Below are 15,427 nucleotides of genomic sequence, written 5' to 3' on the forward strand. Positions count from 1 at the left end.
GTATACTTGTTCACCATCATAAGTGAAACTTACAGGATGCGCAATAGAAACTCCAATGGAATCTGTTAGCTATATGAAAAAAAGACAAGCCTTACCCATGATGGGGGCTTGTCTTAGATTAGATATAGCATTTTGCTTGCTGGGTAAGCATCGCCTTATGTCAATGAAACGGTATAACCTGCCTGAATGCTGGCTTTTACATCTACCAGACGCTGGTTGCGACTGCCCCGGAAGGGAAGGGTCAGGTCCTTTTGCTGTTCTACAAAACGACCATCCACAATCACATCGCACAAAAGCGCCAGTTCCTGTCGCTCCTGATCTGTGAGTAGATCTTCATAGACAAAGCCAGTGTAAGCCCACACGGTTCGGTCGGGACAGGCCTCGCGGAAGTCACGCACAAATTGCGAGCATTCTGCTGCTGAGAAAAACGGGTCTCCCCCGCAGAGAGTCAGTCCATCCAACAACGGATTTTCCATGATGTCACGAATGACCTCCTGTTGTCGTTGGGGGGTGAATGGCTCGCCTGCACGGAAGCTCCACGACGCTGGATTAAAGCATCCAGGACAGGCATGACGGCAACCGCTAATGAACACAACGGTGCGCAAGCCGTATCCTTCGTTCAGAGATTCCGGAATGTAGCCACACAAATTCACTTATGTTTCACCCGGTCTCGAACTTCTGCCTGTTTTGCAGCATTAAAGCGAACGGTATAATCTCCTGTCAGATATCCGGTTACCCGACGTAAGCGCTGAAAGTGTGTGTGCTCCTCATCTGTGCCACATTGGGGGCAGCTTGTCCCGATAATCCCTTCATAACCACATTCCGTACAACGATCCACCGGATGGTTGATGGAGAAATAGCCGATGTTCTGATGCAGCGCGTACTGAACAATTTTAAGAAACGCATCCGGGTTATTCCGCGCATTACCGTCCAGCTCGATGTATGAAATCGCACCAGCGTTGCATAGGTTATGGAACGGAGCTTCCAAGCTGATTTTACGAGCAGCCGGGAGCGTGTAATACACGGGAATATGAAAAGAATTCGTGTAATATTCTCGATCATTTACCTCAGGAATAATCCCGAAATCACGTTGATCCAGCAATGTGAACTTGCCCGACAGACCTTCGGCAGGCGTAGCAAATAATGTAATATTTAGATTGTGATATTCACTCATTCGATCGCAATACACGCGCATGGAAGTGATGATTCGCTGTGCCTCGCGGTATACGAAATCATCCTCTCCGTGGTGTTTCCCGTATAGTGCCTTCATGCACTCAGCCAGCCCGATGAACCCGATCGAAAGCGTACCGTGTTTTAGTACGCTTCCCACCTTATCATCTGGCGCCAGTTGTTCTCCACCTTCCCATACCCCTTCGCGCATCATAAAGTCCGAAGCTTTGGCCGGCTGGTTGGTCTGGATTTGATAGCGATGGATTAGGCCATCTACCGCAATGCGCATAACTTCTTCTAGTCTCGCATCAAAGCGATCACGGTCAGGTGTTAGGCGTTTGCCTGTGCAAATACCATACTCAATGCCAAGTCGCACCAGATTAATGGTATTGAAGGAGAGATTCCCCTTGCCACTCTGCCGGTTTCTACCGAAACGGTCAGAAATGGTGCGGGTACGGCAACCCATTGTCGCTATAATGGTATCTGGATCATCAGCACGGTAAAAAGGCAAGTTAAAGGTAGCATCCACATTCACAAAATTGGGATACATCCGTCTGCTAGAGCATTCTACCGCCCGTAAGAACAAATCATAATTGATGTCGCCTTCTGCCTGGTTGATTCCCTCTTTACATTGGAAAATATGTTGTGGAAAAATAGGAGTTTCCCCGCTGCCCAAGCCGCGAATAGTGGCCTCTAGCAGCGATTGAGTAACAAGCCGTCCCTCAGCAGACGTGCACATTCCGTAATTCAGTGAAGTGAATGGAATCTGTCCCCCCGCCCGACTGCTCATGGTGTTCAGGTTATGAATGAGCGATTCAGCAGCCTGCCGGGTTTCCGTTTCCGTTTCTTCGCGTGCGAATGCGTAGGAACGAGGGCAGACTTCTTGCAAATGGGGATTGGCCATATGTAGTTCGTCGTCAGACAGACTGGATTCTATCTTTTCCTCGAACAACCGCAGTCCCTTGCGCAGATGCTTGCGGAAGGACCGGGCAACGTATGGGGCAAGGTCCCAATCGATTTTATTGGCAGAGACACCTCCGAATTGGCTGTTTTGCTGAGACTGGAATATGATGGCGACTAGTGCCATAGCAGACATAATCGTTTGCGGTGTGCGCACAGAGCCGTTGCCTGTATTGAAGCCGTCTCGCAGTAAACGACCAAAAGGGATAAAGATACAATTTGTAGTTCCGAGTGCATATTGGTCCAAATCGTGAACATATACATACCCGTGGTCAATCGCGTTCGTCAGTTCAGGCGGAAGTACCCGCAGGCGCGCATACCATTTGGCATACTCGGACCCAAGCTTGCTCATTTTGCCGCTGAACGATTCTCCATTCAAATTTGCATTCTCCCGCAGCATGTCCAGATCTTGTGCCCCAATGACCCGCTCGCCGATGTCGTATAATTGATGTTCCTCCAGCACCTTCATCGTAAAACCCTCCATATAGTAAAATATATATATTTTTCACAAAAACAACATATTGATGATATCTTGTGTTAACCAATTGTTTCGATCTATATATTGTATATACGTATACATTGAGAGTATGTGACTATTGTCACATTGGTAGGAGCGGGCAGCATAAAAAAGCCAGATACAGAGTAAGGGACACATCCGCGGATATGCACCTTACTCTATATCTGGCCATCGTAGTTGCGATGAAAATGATAGGCTTGCGAGTACATAGTATAGGATCTTGGGATATTGTTTTGAGAAGGTTTAGAGTAGCTTTTTCAACTGGGACACCCGACCTTGGGAAATATCTAGCATTTCGGCATACACTTTTTGTGGCAGGTTCGGGTGTTCCTGAATCAGCTTGCGTAGCTTTTTTACCATTTCACCTTGCTGCACTCTAGATTGCTTGGGCTGCCAGGTTGTGTTGGTTCGGGTCGGCTTGGAATGTTCTTGAGCCTGGATAGCATCGGTGCTTGTGGCATGCACATTTTCATCGGTCTTTAATACCTGGATGCACTCTGCGCAAATAAAGCTGTCGCGAAAATAAGTTAAATGATCCACCGCGCCGCAAAATTTGCAGGAGACACCGGTGTATTTTCTTAGTACAAACCCTTCTTCATCTACGAAAAATTCAAGTGAATCACCGATATTGATGTCCATTGTGGTGCGCATTTCCTTAGGGAGTACAATCCGCCCCAATTGATCCAGAGGCCTTGTCATTCCGGTATTTTTCATTAGCGCTTCCTCCTTCAGTGATATATCCTGATTATACCAAAAAATATTATTTTTAGCTTTGTATATTGAAGGTAAAATACAACTTTTTTTGTCTTTATGCTGCGGTCTCTCTTTCAACCAGTATAGGATGCTTTCGGTTTGTTGCCGGGGTACCCCTTTTTAGCTATGATATATTAAAACGCTTTCATAAATGAACTTTTTATCATCTTAATTAAGCTAAGGAGATGACGGATATGAGTCATGAAACAACGGGTATCGAATATTTATTTCAAGATCCGAAGATTCATCTGGATGAGCGTGTACGGGATCTTGTGTCGCGACTAACCTTGGAGGAAAAGGTTGAATCCATGTTGCAATACCAGCCGGCCATTGACCGATTGGGAGTCGCAGCTTATAAGCACGGTACGGAAGCGGCACACGGGATAGCATGGTTGGGTGAGGCGACTTCATTTCCTCAGCCTGTAGGATTGGCATGTACTTGGGATACGGAATTAATGCGCCTCATCGGCTCTGTTATCGCAGATGAGGCGCGTGTTTACTATCGTCGTGATCCCAAATTAAACGGTCTGACCCTGTGGGCACCTACAGTGGATATGGAGCGTGACCCGAGGTGGGGACGCAATGAGGAAGCTTACGGCGAAGATCCATATTTGACGGGAGAGCTGTCAAAGGAGTTAGTCAAGGGGATACAGGGGGATCATCCGGTATATTTGAAAGCGGTTGCCACTTTAAAACATTTTCTGGGTAACAATAATGAAGTGGATCGGGGAAGTGGCTCCTCCAGTATAGATCCACGAAACCTGCGAGAATATTACCTAAGAGCCTTTGAGAAGCCTTTTACGGAAGGCGGCGCCCAGTCGATGATGACTTCTTACAATCTGATTAATGGAACACCTGCTACGTTATATCATGGGGTTAACGAGATTGTCAGGGACGAATGGGGGATGGACGGCTTTGTCGTAAGTGATGCGGGTGATGTCATGGGGATTGTCAACGATCATCAGTATTACGATTCCCACACGCCAGGTGTGGCCGAATCTATTCGGGCGGGAATTGACAGCATTACAGATGATGCAGAGCTCTCCAAACAGGCAATTCGTGAAGCCTTGGCGCAAGGAACGCTACAAGAAGAAGACTTGGATCGGGCATTGTTCCATACGTTCCGTGTCCGTTTTCGTTTGGGGGAATTTGATCTGGCGGCAGACAATCCTTATGCCTCAATCGGAGAGGAAGCTCTCCTGACAGAGCAAGCCCGTGAATTGTCGTTGCGTGCGGCGAGGGAGCAGATCGTATTGCTTAAAAATGAGCATGAACTCTTGCCTTTGAACCCTGTCCGGTGCGGCAAAGTAGCGGTCATTGGTACGCATGGCAATGAGGTGTACCGCGACTGGTATTCCGGTACGCTGCCCTACCGGGTTACACCGCTGGAGGCGATTCGTGCCAAGCTGCAAAACGAGGACGAGAAGGAACGCGTCGTGTACCGTGATGCCAAAAATCGCGTGACCTTGACGGCGGCGAATGACGGGGCGAAGCTCACAGTCGATTCTTCCGGTGAGATGCGCCTGTCCCAGGATGGAGACCCAACGGTATTGACCATGACGGATTGGGGCTATGGCAGTGTGACGTTACATGATGAGCATCTGGGTACTTACGTGACGAGTGATGAGGAGACGCTCCGTGTGACAGCTGATGAAGCGTACGGCTGGTATGTCAAAGAGGTCTTTGGGCTGACTCCTGTTGAACAAGGAGAGCATCTGTGGACAACATGGAATGGCAAACCAGTGATTGCGGGAACGGAGGGCTCATTAAAAGTAGCTGAAAGCTCCGCACCTAACGCTGTAGGGAGTAACGCCTCGACAGCCTCGACATTTTCAGGACAGAGCCATACAACATTCCAGGTAGAGACGGTATCAGATGGTTTAGCGGAAGCGATAGCCGCTGCGCAAGCGGCAGATACAGCAATTGTATTTGTTGGAAATCACCCGCTCATCAATGGAAAGGAAGAGAATGACCGCCCAGGCTTGGAACTTGCAGCTTCCCAGCAACGGCTTATCGAGGAAGTGTATCGCGTCAATCCGAATACGATTGTGGTTCTGACGGGCAGCTATCCATTTGCCATCCCTTGGGTTCAGGAGCATATTCCAGCGATCGTATACACGTCTCATGCGGGACAAGAGCATGGTACAGCAATAGCTGATGTGTTATTTGGAGATTACGCGCCAGCGGGGCGTTTGAACATGACCTGGGTTCAGAGCGAGGATCAATTGGGCGACATTAAAGATTACGATATTATTCGCGGCGGTCGTACTTATCAATATTTTGAAGGTGAACCTTTATATCCGTTTGGTCATGGATTGACGTATTCGCCTTTTGAATATAATGACCTGCGTACGGATGCCCCAAAGGATAGCGTAAAGTCTATTGCTACACTGGATGCCGTGGATACGCTCCAGGTGTGGGTAGAGGTGACGAATCGGGGCGTAGCTGCTGGTGAAGAGGTTGTACAACTCTATGTACGGCCCGGAGCCTCACGAGTAAAGCGACCGTTGAAGACATTGTGCGGATTTCAACGCATTCGCCTAGAGCCAGGTGAGAGGCGAACGGTTTCCTTTACGATTCGGGTGAAGGATTGGGCGATTTGGGATGTCACACGGGATTGCTATTGCGTTGAATCGGGTGAATATACACTGCTGGCGGGCGCTTCCTCAGCGGATATCCGATTGGAGCACCCTGTGTACGTTCGTGGCGAAGTTATTCCGCCACGCCAAGCCGGACAAAGTATCCGCGCTGAAAACTTTGATGATTGCTCCGACATCGTACTGGATGAAAGCAAGGAGCAAAGGGAGGCTTGTGTACGTCCGCGGACACCTCAACGTTCCGGTTGGATTGCCTTTCATGGCGTAGACATGGATACGGTGAGTGTGGTCGAGCTTCAGTGCCGCGTATCAGGCAACAGCAGCGATGCCACAATTGAGCTGCGTTTGGATGCGCCGGATAGGGAAATTGTGGCACGTGTGAACGTGGGCAATACAGGAGGGGCACAAGCATGGACTACGCTCGCGGAAGCGGTACATTCAGTCTCTGGCACACGTGATGTATACCTGTTATTGAGCGGGGAAGTGCGGCTAGCTCATTTTACTTTGGGCGCTAATGCTACAGAGGATTCCGGCTTTCAGGCTTGAACTTACTTCTGACATCACGTACAATGCATTCAACGAAGTTTCTACAGCTTAGGGGTGTCATCTCATTTGAATAGTGAAAAACGACTACGCACCGCAACGCCCAAATGGCTTGGGGTGGCGGTAAAGGCGCTTGTCTATTTGGAAAAGCACGGAGAACTCTGTGCCAGCGGTTCTATTGCTCGTTCCATTGACTGCGAAGTCACTTTGGTGCGCAGGGTGCTGACGCGACTTGTACAGGCAGATTTGATTGCAGCACGAGAAGGTCGTGAGGGAGGCTATGTGCTTACCCGCTCGGCCAACCATATTACACTTGCCGATATATACCACGCCATTGAAATATGTGATCCGATTTTCCCGGGTATGATGCATGAACCGGAAACCAATCCTTTTTGTGAGGAGTTGGCGATAGCCGTATCCGAAATTTTAGCCGAGAGCGAACAACGTATGCTAGAAGTATGGGGGTCCCATACGCTGGCTTCGCTTGCCAATCGTACATCACTCGTGGTGGGGAAATGCAATCATAATGAAGATTCAAAATGATAATAGCCGATACGACTCTCAAGAGAGGGTTGTATCGGCTATTTCTATGAAATGGTCATGCCCCAAATTATATTTCATATGAGCAAACCCGGTTACGTCCTGCATTTTTAGCTTCGTATAGTGCTTTATCTGCCTGCTCCAGCAGGGCTGCCCCGGACATATCTTCCCCGGTACCAGGAAAGGTCGTCACGCCGATGGACACCGTGACTTTAAGAACAAGATCGTCCGCTAAAATAAACTCGTGCTGATTTACTCCACTTAGAATCTGATTAGCTATGCGCAGCGCTTGTCGAAAAGCACAATTCGGCAAAAGCACGGTGAATTCTTCCCCCCCGCTGCGGGTGACTACATCATTAGGACGACATTTTTCCATTAAAATCTGCCCAAGCTGGCGCAGCACTGCATCTCCTGCCGCATGTCCGTAGGTATCGTTGACTTCCTTGAAGTGATCAATATCCAACACCAGTACAGATAAGTGCTCATGACGTTGGCGAGCTTGAGGGAGCTTCTCTTCCAATGAAAACTCAAGCTGTCTTCTGTTGCTTAAATTAGTGAGATGGTCTGTGTAGGAGGTATGCTCCAGTCGAAGTAACAGCTCATTGGATGTGTTGATAGATTCAGCAATGAGGTACAGAAGACATCCGCCGACCATGGAAATGAAGAATTGGAGCGGATACACGTGCAGAACATCATCAAGATTTTTCAAATTAATCATAAGGGGACAGAATATAATGCCCAAAGCAAAAACGTTCATAATCATCAGCTTGGGTAAACGTGACCAGGACAGATGTGAAAATAAAGCGCACCCCAGCCCAGCGAGCATCATAAAAATAGCGCCTACGATGGCTTGAGTGTTAATACCAAATAGTAATAATCTACCTACACATATAAACAGGGTAGCCATGAGTGCTGCTGGGGCGCCGATATACGTTGCGGTAGCTACGATGGCCAAATGACGAAGATCGGCAATCGTATTAAATCCTACTGGAATTGAATAGTACATCATGACAATGCCGTAGCACCCAAAAAGGGCGCCTCCAATCCAATGTATCTTACGCTTCAAGGTGTGCAGCCGGATTTTATATCTTTGTGATATAAGGCCGGTTATGTACAAAAAGGTGACAAGGATACAGGTATTTACAAAAAACGTACTGAACAAGATGCTAACCCTCCCGAGAGGCATATTCCTTCATTTTATCAAAAAAACTGACATTAAGCTTGCAAATGAAGAATTTATTGAAATTTATTACGCTGGTGCGCTTATGACGTTTCGTTCACGTGTTTGGTGCATAACTGGGAATAGATTGAGCATACTCCAAAGATACAAGAATAAGGAAAAATGGGCGGTATCTATTGCTGCCTTACTGGAGATGAGGTTGCTCATGATTCGCTATCCCTATCGCAAACATAATAAAAAGTCGGGTGCGGACAAGAATAATGAAAATTCTTCACGTTCTTTAAAGATTGAGGCGCATTTGGAAACCAACTTGCAGCAAATTAAGGAATCGACGTCAAACAGCCCAGACTTCTTGATTCGCCGTTTTAATGTCGGACTAAAGGCGGATGTTCCTGCCGCCATTGTATTTCTAGATAGTATGGTCAAGACGGATACGGTGAATGAGCTCGTCATGAAATCATTGCTTAGCCGGCCATCTGCCGAGGTGGCTGCTGAGGTAGAAAGTGCAGAAGAGCTTTACAATCGGATACAGGCTCATGCGCTGGAACTGGGTGAAGTGAAGGATTGCGATGATTGGAATTCCATGATGGAACAACTCTTGATGGGAGATACGATCATTCTGCTGGAAGGCTGTAAAAAAACCATCGCATGCGGCACACGCGGAGGAGAGACGCGGGCGGTTAACGAGCCCTCCACACAGTCTGTCGTTCAGGGGCCGAAGGATGGATTTGTGGAATCCCTGTTCACGAACGTCTCTCTTGTACGTCGGCGGATTAAAAGCTCCGATCTTACGATGGAGATGTTCAAAGTGGGAAGTACGTCCCTCACGAATGTGGCCATACTGTATATGAAAAATATTGCAGATTCAAGTGTCGTAGATGAAGTTCGCAAACGGGTAAAAGCCATCAATATTGACGCCATATTTGAATCCGGCATGGTAGAAGAGATGATACAGGACCAAAATCTCACACCATTTCCAACGATCTATAACTCAGAAAGACCGGATACGATTAGCAGCAACATTATGGAGGGGCGGGTTGCACTCATCGTCGATGGAAATCCATTTGTACTGGTGATGCCTACTGTATTTGCTCAATTTTTTCAAAGTTCTTCCGATTATTCAGAACGTTATGACATGGCGACTGTCGTCCGACTCATCCGGTATATCAGCTTTATTATTCTGATTTTAGGGCCTTCTCTCTACATCGCTTTAACCACTTATCATTATGAAATGATACCAACCCCACTGCTCATCAGTATACTAGCGCAGCGTGAATCTGTCCCTTTTCCAGCATTTCTGGAGGCGTTTATTCTGGAAATCACCTTTGAAATTTTGCGAGAAGCAGGGATTCGAATGCCCCGTGTGGGCGGACAAACGGTATCCGTTATCGGTGCGCTTGTATTGGGACAAGCGGCTGTAGAGGCTGGAATCGTCACCCCGCTGCTCACGATTGTAGTAGCGCTGACGGGGATTGCCAGCTACGCGATTCCGACATATAACATGGCGGTAGCCGGGAGACTGTTCCGGTTTGTTTTTATGGTGCTGGCTGCATTTATGGGGCTGTATGGCATTACATTGGGGTTGATTGCGCTGATCGCCCATATGAACAGCCTTCGCTCTTTTGGGGTGCCCTACATGGCCCCTTTCAGTCCTTTTGTGCTGGAGAGTCAAAAGGATGCGGTATTGCGAATGCCATTTTGGATGATGCGGAAACGTCCTAAAAGTATTACATCAACGAATCAGACACGAATGAAGGATGGAAGCGGGATTTCCCCTTCCGATAAAACTTCACCGATGCGGGAGGGGGGCGCTCAGGGTGCATCTGGAAAAGGGGAGTAACCGAGGCACAGTAACCTTCAAATGGAGAATATGGATGCTGAGTTTGGTAGGGCTTGTATTGATGCCACTCCTATCTGGCTGCTGGGATTCAGTGGAGCTGAACCAGCGGGCAGTAGTCGCGGCTATAGGTATTGATGCGGATGGGGAGTCGGGCTATACGGTTTCCCTGCAGGTAGTCGTGGCAGATGAAATAGCCGGAGCTAGAGCGAGAGGAGCTACCCCTGTCGTCTTGTTTCAGGAAAAGGGCAAGAATCTGTTTCAAGCGATCCGTAGAGCTTCACAGAGGGTTTCGCGGATCATTTCTCTGGCGCATACCAGACTGGTCGTTATTGGAGAAAAGCTGGCACGGGCTGGAATCGGCGATACGATGGATTTTCTGGAAAGGTCTACAGAAATCCGGCTGCCGGTGAAAATGATGGTGGCACGTGGTAATACTGGGAAGGATGTGCTGGCAATCATGACCGCGATCGGCCGTATTCCCGCCAATGATATTTCAGGAAAGTTGGAAACATCGGAGCGTTTGTATGCCGGGGATTACGCGGTGACTATCGACGATGTCATTCGTAGCATGTTCAATAAGGGTGGCGGTCCTGTGCTGACGGGCATTGAGGTCGATGGAAATTTGGAGCAGGCCCCAACCAAGAACAATGTGGACAATATTTTACCGAAAGCAATTGTTCATATTAACGGAATGGGGGTATTTCAAAAGGACCGGCTTGTCCGCTGGTTGGACGATGACCAGGCCATTGGACTGTCTATGATCAACAACAAGGTAAAAAGTGCCCAAACAACATTGAACTGCGGTAAGAATGGGGAAACTATTGGCATCGAAACCTTGTTCTCTGCAACCAATATACACACTCAGATGGAGCAAGGGGAGCCTGTTTTTGTGATTAACTTAAAACAGACCGGGGCGGTACAGGAAGCCGAGTGCCCGATTAACTTGCAAAGTTCGGAGGCGATGAAAGGATTGCAGGAGCAATGGACAGAGGAGACGAAAAAAGTGATCACTTCAACAGTCAGGGAGATTCAGCGTACCCGCAGCGATGTAATAGGCTTCGGCCTTGCGCTGGAGAGGAGTCATCCTAAAAAATGGAAAAAACTCTCTTCCGAATGGAGCCGTTTTTTTGCGGAAAGCACCGTCCGTATTCAAGTGACTTCTGTACTGAAACACACGCAGTCGCGGACTAACCCGTATTCCAAGGGAGAATCAGAATAGTGAAAATAGAACAAGGAGGGAAGGCCGTGAAAAAAAAGATACGGATAGATGCAAAAGAGATGATCTCTCTTATGGTGCTGTTTGAGATGGGCACATCCATGATGTCTATTCCCGGAAGGAATGCGGGTAAGGATGCATGGATCGCCATCCTCATTTCCATGGTTTTTGGGGCAATGCTTTTTGTATGCTATGGCAGCCTTCACCGACGCTTTCCCGACTTGCTCATGACACAGTACTGCAGAACCCTTTTGGGCAAGAAAGCAGGGAGTGCGCTTGCTTTTTTATATATCGTGTTTTTTCTTTACGGCGGAGCACGGGATCTTCGGGACACGGGGATCCTGATTGCCGACCGAACACTTCAGCATACGCCGTTGACAATCATCTGTGCCTTGATGATTGGACTTGTCATGTATGTGATGCATCTGGGAATCGAGGTTGCAGGCCGGACAGCCATCATCATGTTGATTTTGCTGCTGCTGCTGGGCTTGGTTACGAATATATTGATTTTGTTGGCAGGCATTGTGGATATGGGCAATATATTGCCCATAGCCGAGCATGGCTGGCAGCCGATATGGCAAGTTGTTTATTCGCAAGCCGTGATGCTCCCGTACGGAGAGATGGTTACGTTTGCTATGATCCTCCCCACATTAAAAAAGGGCTACCGTGCCAATGGGGTAGGGCTCTCCGCTATATTGCTGGGGGGGCTGCTCCTGTCTGTTGTTACATTGTCCAATGTGCTTGCACTGGGAGAGAACGTGTTCAAACGGGCGACTTACCCGCTGCTCTCGATGATCAGCAAGGTAGAAATATCCGATTTAATCGACAGGATCGATGTAATTGGAGTCATGACCGTTATTATTTTTGATTTTTTCAAAATCTTCATCTTCTATTATGCGACGGTTAAGGCTGCGGAGGATGTATTAAGAATATCTTACCGTAAACTGATCCTGCCATTTGGGCTGATCATGCTCGTTTCTTGCATATTGATGGCTCTGGGCTACCAACACCATCTTGTAATAGGCGAGTTTGTGCTGAAATGGCTGTTTCCGATATTTGCCGTGTTTTTTCCTTTCTTGCTGCTTATCGTGTCATGGCTGAAAAAGACCCGGATTAAAAAAGGAGAGGAGAATGCGCCATGAGTCAACGTCTTGCCAACAAAACATATATCAGTACCGGGCAAATGCACATTCTCATGTTTCATTTTATTCTGGGAAACTCAGTCATTATTAATTTGGATAACGAATATGAACGGAATACATCGTTATTATCTTGGGAAATACATTATTAATCTTATCGGGCAGCATTCGTCTGGAAGAGCTGATGCCCGTAATGAGTCAGGGCCTTAAGCCCATACTCAGTTCAGTGACCAGGGAACGTCTGGCTTTTCCATACGGTGAAATGATTTGCTTTATGATGTTTATCCCTTGTGTACATAAGCCTTCACAAGATGACCAGAGCAGGTTATGAGGGCATTTTAGCTGGGGGTATCGTTTTAATTGAAGTCGCAATATTAAATGTAACCGTGCTGGGTACGGCTATAACAGAGCGCTCTATTTTTCCATTACTTAAGTACATTTGCGAATGTACAGCTTTCGGAATACGTGCAGCGTCCAGATGTCATTATACTGATGTCCGTTATCATTGGAGACTTTTTTAAAGTGGCTTTGTTTTTTATGCGGCCGCGGTGGGGATATCCGATATATTTGGTTTACCCTATCGAAAGACGCTGCTCTCTTGCGGTATCCTTGTTTTACTATGGTCCCAGATAGGGGGGGGGCAAGCCTGAGTGAGCATTTTGAATTTGGGCGATAGTTCCTAATCTATATTCATCCATTATTTGTTTACCTTTTCCCCGTTCTGTTTTTTCTGATTACTCTGGTGCGAAGAAGCAGAGTTAGAAGAGGGAACTCTCAGAAAACGTGACCATCGTGAGAAAAGGAAGCGAAATGCGTTTCCTATTTGCTTTTTGCCCGCGTTTACAAAGAGCAAAAGGAGCATTCCTGCCAAGACGATATATTCGGATGGACGCATAGTGCTAAAAGCCAATACCATGGGCTCCCACGGGGTATGAGTACCGAATAGCCAGTTCACTAGCAGAATGGTGCCGAGCATAAGTATCATAAAGAGTGTAAATATCCACAGTATTTTCATAAAATATTCCTCCGATGTGTATGAGCTGAGCATGTACCATGTATACATTGTGTTGCAAAGCCGTTCAATTTATCCGATCCCATTGACTTGAAATAAATTAAGATTTATACTTATTCTAAATTGATCTTTATTATGATTGTAAGTTTGTAATTAATATAATCTGCGTTGGTTAAGGGAGATGCGGCATGAGAACTTTAAATTTAACTTCGCAGCGCCAAGCGGTATATGATGTGGTTCGTGAAGCCCACGATCATCCTACTGCGGCCGATGTTATGAATCGGTTGATGGAGCGCGGATATAATCTGGCCTATGGAACGGTATATAATTCACTGCGTTATTTGACGGATAAGGAATTAATCCGTGAATTGAAGCTGGGGGAAGCTGCTAGTCGTTATGACGGACGGATGGACGATCATCAGCATATTATTTGTCAGGTTTGCGGCCGGGTAGATGAAGTGATGAGTGAAGTCCCACATGATTGGATTGACACGGTTGCGCATGAAACGGGGTATAATATTGCCCATGCCCATGTCGTATTCGGAGGAGTGTGTAAGGAATGTCAAAGCAAGCGAATCAGATAACGAATCGTTTCAAAGTGGCTGACATGCCTAGAAGGGTGAAGGGCAGTTGGACATCGATGTTAGCAGCTCCCTCTACACCTACGGTGCAGACCGTTCCCTCCAATGAGCCTTTGTATTGTCCGACTACACGTCGTATCATTCTAATCAGTTCGGTACCGGGTATAGTTCACGGGTTGGTGCGTACGTTGTCAGATGCGTGTTTTGATGTGATGGTTTTTCATCGCTGGGAGCCTGAAGTGCAGCGTCATCTGGGAAGCGATCTGTTGATTTACGATTTGACCGCCACCGAACCACAGAGTGAATTACTGGATATCCGCAATCGTCTGGAGGTAGAAGACATGAAAGACACACCGGTTATGTACGTGGTTCAGGATCGGGTGTCTGTACATGCGAATGAGCTGCTTCCTTCAGAAGAGGTACTGGTGTGGCCGCTGGCTTCCAATCATATGGTGCATGACATTGAACGGATGATTGTACGCCATCCTGCCGTTTCCCGTCAGGCAGCGCAAGCCAGCCGTCGTACGGTGTTCAAGGACATCTGGATTGACCGAGATAAAATGCTGGTATATAAAGAAGAGAGTCAACTGAATCTGACTAAAACAGAATACGATTTGTTGCTGAAGCTGATTGATGCTCAAGGCAAAGTGATCTCTCGCGAGCAAATGATGCACGATATCTGGGAGACGGATTTTGTAGGCGGTAGTAACGTTGTAGATGTGCATGTCAAAAGTTTGCGTAAGAAGCTAGATGATCGACCTGCGGAACCTGAATATATTGCAACCGTAAGAGGTGTAGGATACAGATTGGCAGATTGACCTGAAAGTTATGAATACCGATGAATTTCCGCCGGATGGAGACATTCGGCGGTTTGTATAGGATTCCATGAAGAAACTGACATTAGGTGTGACGGTTGACTTTAGCCGGATATATACACTACAATCGGTAGTGTGAGGTGCTTCTTATGAAACGACTGAATTTTAAAGCTGGCGAAACCGGGCTTAACCGATTTTTCGGGCCTCTGGAAGCCAAGATTATGGATATTTTATGGTCCACTTCGGATCGGAGTATCAAAGAAGTGCAGACCGCGTTGGAGGGGGATCGGGACTTTAACTTCAATACGGTAATGACCGTGATGAACCGTTTAGTGGACAAGGGGATACTGAGTAAGAGTATACGTGGGAGAACGTCTTTATATCGTCCAGTTTTAAGTAGGGAAGAGTTCATGGATGAGCAATCCAAGGGACTCAGTCACGAATTGGTGGATGAATTTGGTCCGCTTGCTGTCAATCATATGATTGATGCTCTGGAGGTGGCCGATCCGAAGTTGATCGAACGTCTGGAACAAAAAATTAAACAATGGAAAAAGGATATGTAGC

General features: G+C 47.2%; 15 protein-coding genes. 10 read left to right on the top strand and 5 right to left on the bottom strand.

Annotation, left to right across the window (positions count from 1 at the left end; all coding sequences use genetic code 11):
* Positions 1-155: 155 nt before the first annotated feature.
* The 3 genes from nrdG to MHB46_RS16080 form a co-directional block, all read right to left on the bottom strand.
* Positions 156-653 carry an anaerobic ribonucleoside-triphosphate reductase activating protein gene (gene nrdG, locus MHB46_RS16070; protein WP_322155045.1) on the bottom strand — a complete coding sequence of 166 codons (498 nt, stop codon included), beginning with the start codon at positions 651-653 and terminating at the stop codon, positions 156-158.
* Positions 650-2,599 (bottom strand): anaerobic ribonucleoside triphosphate reductase, encoded by a 1,950-nt coding sequence (locus MHB46_RS16075; RefSeq protein ID WP_341162840.1) that lies wholly within the window; start codon positions 2,597-2,599, stop codon positions 650-652. Before MHB46_RS16075 ends, nrdG begins: the two co-directional genes overlap by 4 nt.
* A gap of 291 nt (positions 2,600-2,890) precedes the next feature.
* Positions 2,891-3,361: an AbrB/MazE/SpoVT family DNA-binding domain-containing protein gene (locus tag MHB46_RS16080; protein WP_160789270.1), complete on the bottom strand. Its 471-nt coding sequence runs from the start codon at positions 3,359-3,361 to the stop codon at positions 2,891-2,893.
* A gap of 233 nt (positions 3,362-3,594) precedes the next feature.
* On the opposite strand from MHB46_RS16080, the gene MHB46_RS16085 reads away from it, so the two are divergent.
* Both MHB46_RS16085 and MHB46_RS16090 read left to right on the top strand, forming a co-directional pair.
* Entirely contained in the window at positions 3,595-6,543 is a 2,949-nt protein-coding gene (locus MHB46_RS16085) for a glycoside hydrolase family 3 C-terminal domain-containing protein (protein WP_341162841.1), read from the top strand.
* A 66-nt stretch (positions 6,544-6,609) separates the two neighbouring features.
* Positions 6,610-7,083, top strand: a complete 474-nt coding sequence (locus tag MHB46_RS16090) for an Rrf2 family transcriptional regulator (protein ID WP_341162842.1) — start codon at positions 6,610-6,612, stop codon at positions 7,081-7,083.
* A 67-nt stretch (positions 7,084-7,150) separates the two neighbouring features.
* Here the strand turns inward: MHB46_RS16090 and MHB46_RS16095 are convergent, their stop codons facing one another.
* Complete coding sequence (locus MHB46_RS16095; protein ID WP_341162843.1) at positions 7,151-8,242, bottom strand: diguanylate cyclase; 1,092 nt, start codon at positions 8,240-8,242, stop codon at positions 7,151-7,153.
* Between the two features lie 223 nt (positions 8,243-8,465).
* Here MHB46_RS16095 and MHB46_RS16100 point away from each other — a divergent pair, with 223 nt between their 5' ends.
* Genes MHB46_RS16100 through MHB46_RS16120 form a run of 5 tightly spaced genes read left to right on the top strand, consistent with a single transcriptional unit; the run spans position 8,466 to position 12,786 of the window.
* Complete coding sequence (locus MHB46_RS16100; RefSeq protein WP_341162844.1) at positions 8,466-10,100, top strand: spore germination protein; 1,635 nt, start codon at positions 8,466-8,468, stop codon at positions 10,098-10,100.
* Complete coding sequence (locus MHB46_RS16105; protein WP_341162845.1) at positions 10,078-11,319, top strand: Ger(x)C family spore germination protein; 1,242 nt, start codon at positions 10,078-10,080, stop codon at positions 11,317-11,319. The genes MHB46_RS16100 and MHB46_RS16105 overlap by 23 nt, the downstream gene beginning before the upstream one ends.
* Before the next feature lie 26 nt (positions 11,320-11,345).
* Positions 11,346-12,458: a GerAB/ArcD/ProY family transporter gene (locus tag MHB46_RS16110; RefSeq protein ID WP_341162846.1), complete on the top strand. Its 1,113-nt coding sequence runs from the start codon at positions 11,346-11,348 to the stop codon at positions 12,456-12,458.
* Positions 12,455-12,607: a hypothetical protein gene (locus tag MHB46_RS16115; protein WP_341162847.1), complete on the top strand. Its 153-nt coding sequence runs from the start codon at positions 12,455-12,457 to the stop codon at positions 12,605-12,607. The genes MHB46_RS16110 and MHB46_RS16115 overlap by 4 nt, the downstream gene beginning before the upstream one ends.
* Positions 12,589-12,786 (top strand): GerAB/ArcD/ProY family transporter, encoded by a 198-nt coding sequence (locus MHB46_RS16120; RefSeq protein WP_341162848.1) that lies wholly within the window; start codon positions 12,589-12,591, stop codon positions 12,784-12,786. The genes MHB46_RS16115 and MHB46_RS16120 overlap by 19 nt, the downstream gene beginning before the upstream one ends.
* Before the next feature lie 366 nt (positions 12,787-13,152).
* Here the strand turns inward: MHB46_RS16120 and MHB46_RS16125 are convergent, their stop codons facing one another.
* Positions 13,153-13,470: a hypothetical protein gene (locus MHB46_RS16125; protein WP_341162849.1), complete on the bottom strand. Its 318-nt coding sequence runs from the start codon at positions 13,468-13,470 to the stop codon at positions 13,153-13,155.
* 185 nt (positions 13,471-13,655) lie between these two features.
* Here MHB46_RS16125 and MHB46_RS16130 point away from each other — a divergent pair, with 185 nt between their 5' ends.
* The 3 genes from MHB46_RS16130 to MHB46_RS16140 all read left to right on the top strand — a co-directional run bounded on the left by MHB46_RS16130 (position 13,656) and on the right by MHB46_RS16140 (position 15,426).
* Positions 13,656-14,051: a Fur family transcriptional regulator gene (locus MHB46_RS16130; protein ID WP_023990809.1), complete on the top strand. Its 396-nt coding sequence runs from the start codon at positions 13,656-13,658 to the stop codon at positions 14,049-14,051.
* A complete protein-coding gene (locus MHB46_RS16135; protein ID WP_341162850.1) occupies positions 14,027-14,866 on the top strand; it encodes a response regulator transcription factor in 840 nt (279 codons plus the stop codon). The genes MHB46_RS16130 and MHB46_RS16135 overlap by 25 nt, the downstream gene beginning before the upstream one ends.
* 146 nt (positions 14,867-15,012) lie before the next feature.
* A complete protein-coding gene (locus tag MHB46_RS16140) occupies positions 15,013-15,426 on the top strand; it encodes a BlaI/MecI/CopY family transcriptional regulator (RefSeq protein WP_039271686.1) in 414 nt (137 codons plus the stop codon).
* Position 15,427: the final 1 nt, after the last annotated feature.

Source organism: Paenibacillus sp. FSL H7-0703, assembly GCF_038003485.1.
In the GTDB taxonomy this organism is placed as follows: Bacteria; Bacillota; Bacilli; order Paenibacillales; family Paenibacillaceae; genus Paenibacillus; species Paenibacillus polymyxa_B.

Excerpts from the sequence above, each read along its gene's own strand:
- MHB46_RS16075 (WP_341162840.1), bottom strand. The coding sequence starts at position 2,599 with ATGAAGGTGCTGGAGGAACATCAATTATACGACATCGGCGAGCGGGTC.
- MHB46_RS16080 (WP_160789270.1), bottom strand. The coding sequence starts at position 3,361 with ATGAAAAATACCGGAATGACAAGGCCTCTGGATCAATTGGGGCGGATT.
- MHB46_RS16085 (WP_341162841.1), top strand. The coding sequence starts at position 3,595 with ATGAGTCATGAAACAACGGGTATCGAATATTTATTTCAAGATCCGAAG.
- MHB46_RS16100 (WP_341162844.1), top strand. The coding sequence starts at position 8,466 with ATGATTCGCTATCCCTATCGCAAACATAATAAAAAGTCGGGTGCGGAC.
- MHB46_RS16115 (WP_341162847.1), top strand. The coding sequence starts at position 12,455 with ATGAGTCAACGTCTTGCCAACAAAACATATATCAGTACCGGGCAAATG.
- MHB46_RS16125 (WP_341162849.1), bottom strand. The coding sequence starts at position 13,470 with ATGAAAATACTGTGGATATTTACACTCTTTATGATACTTATGCTCGGC.
- MHB46_RS16130 (WP_023990809.1), top strand. The coding sequence starts at position 13,656 with ATGAGAACTTTAAATTTAACTTCGCAGCGCCAAGCGGTATATGATGTG.
- MHB46_RS16135 (WP_341162850.1), top strand. The coding sequence starts at position 14,027 with ATGTCAAAGCAAGCGAATCAGATAACGAATCGTTTCAAAGTGGCTGAC.
- MHB46_RS16140 (WP_039271686.1), top strand. The coding sequence starts at position 15,013 with ATGAAACGACTGAATTTTAAAGCTGGCGAAACCGGGCTTAACCGATTT.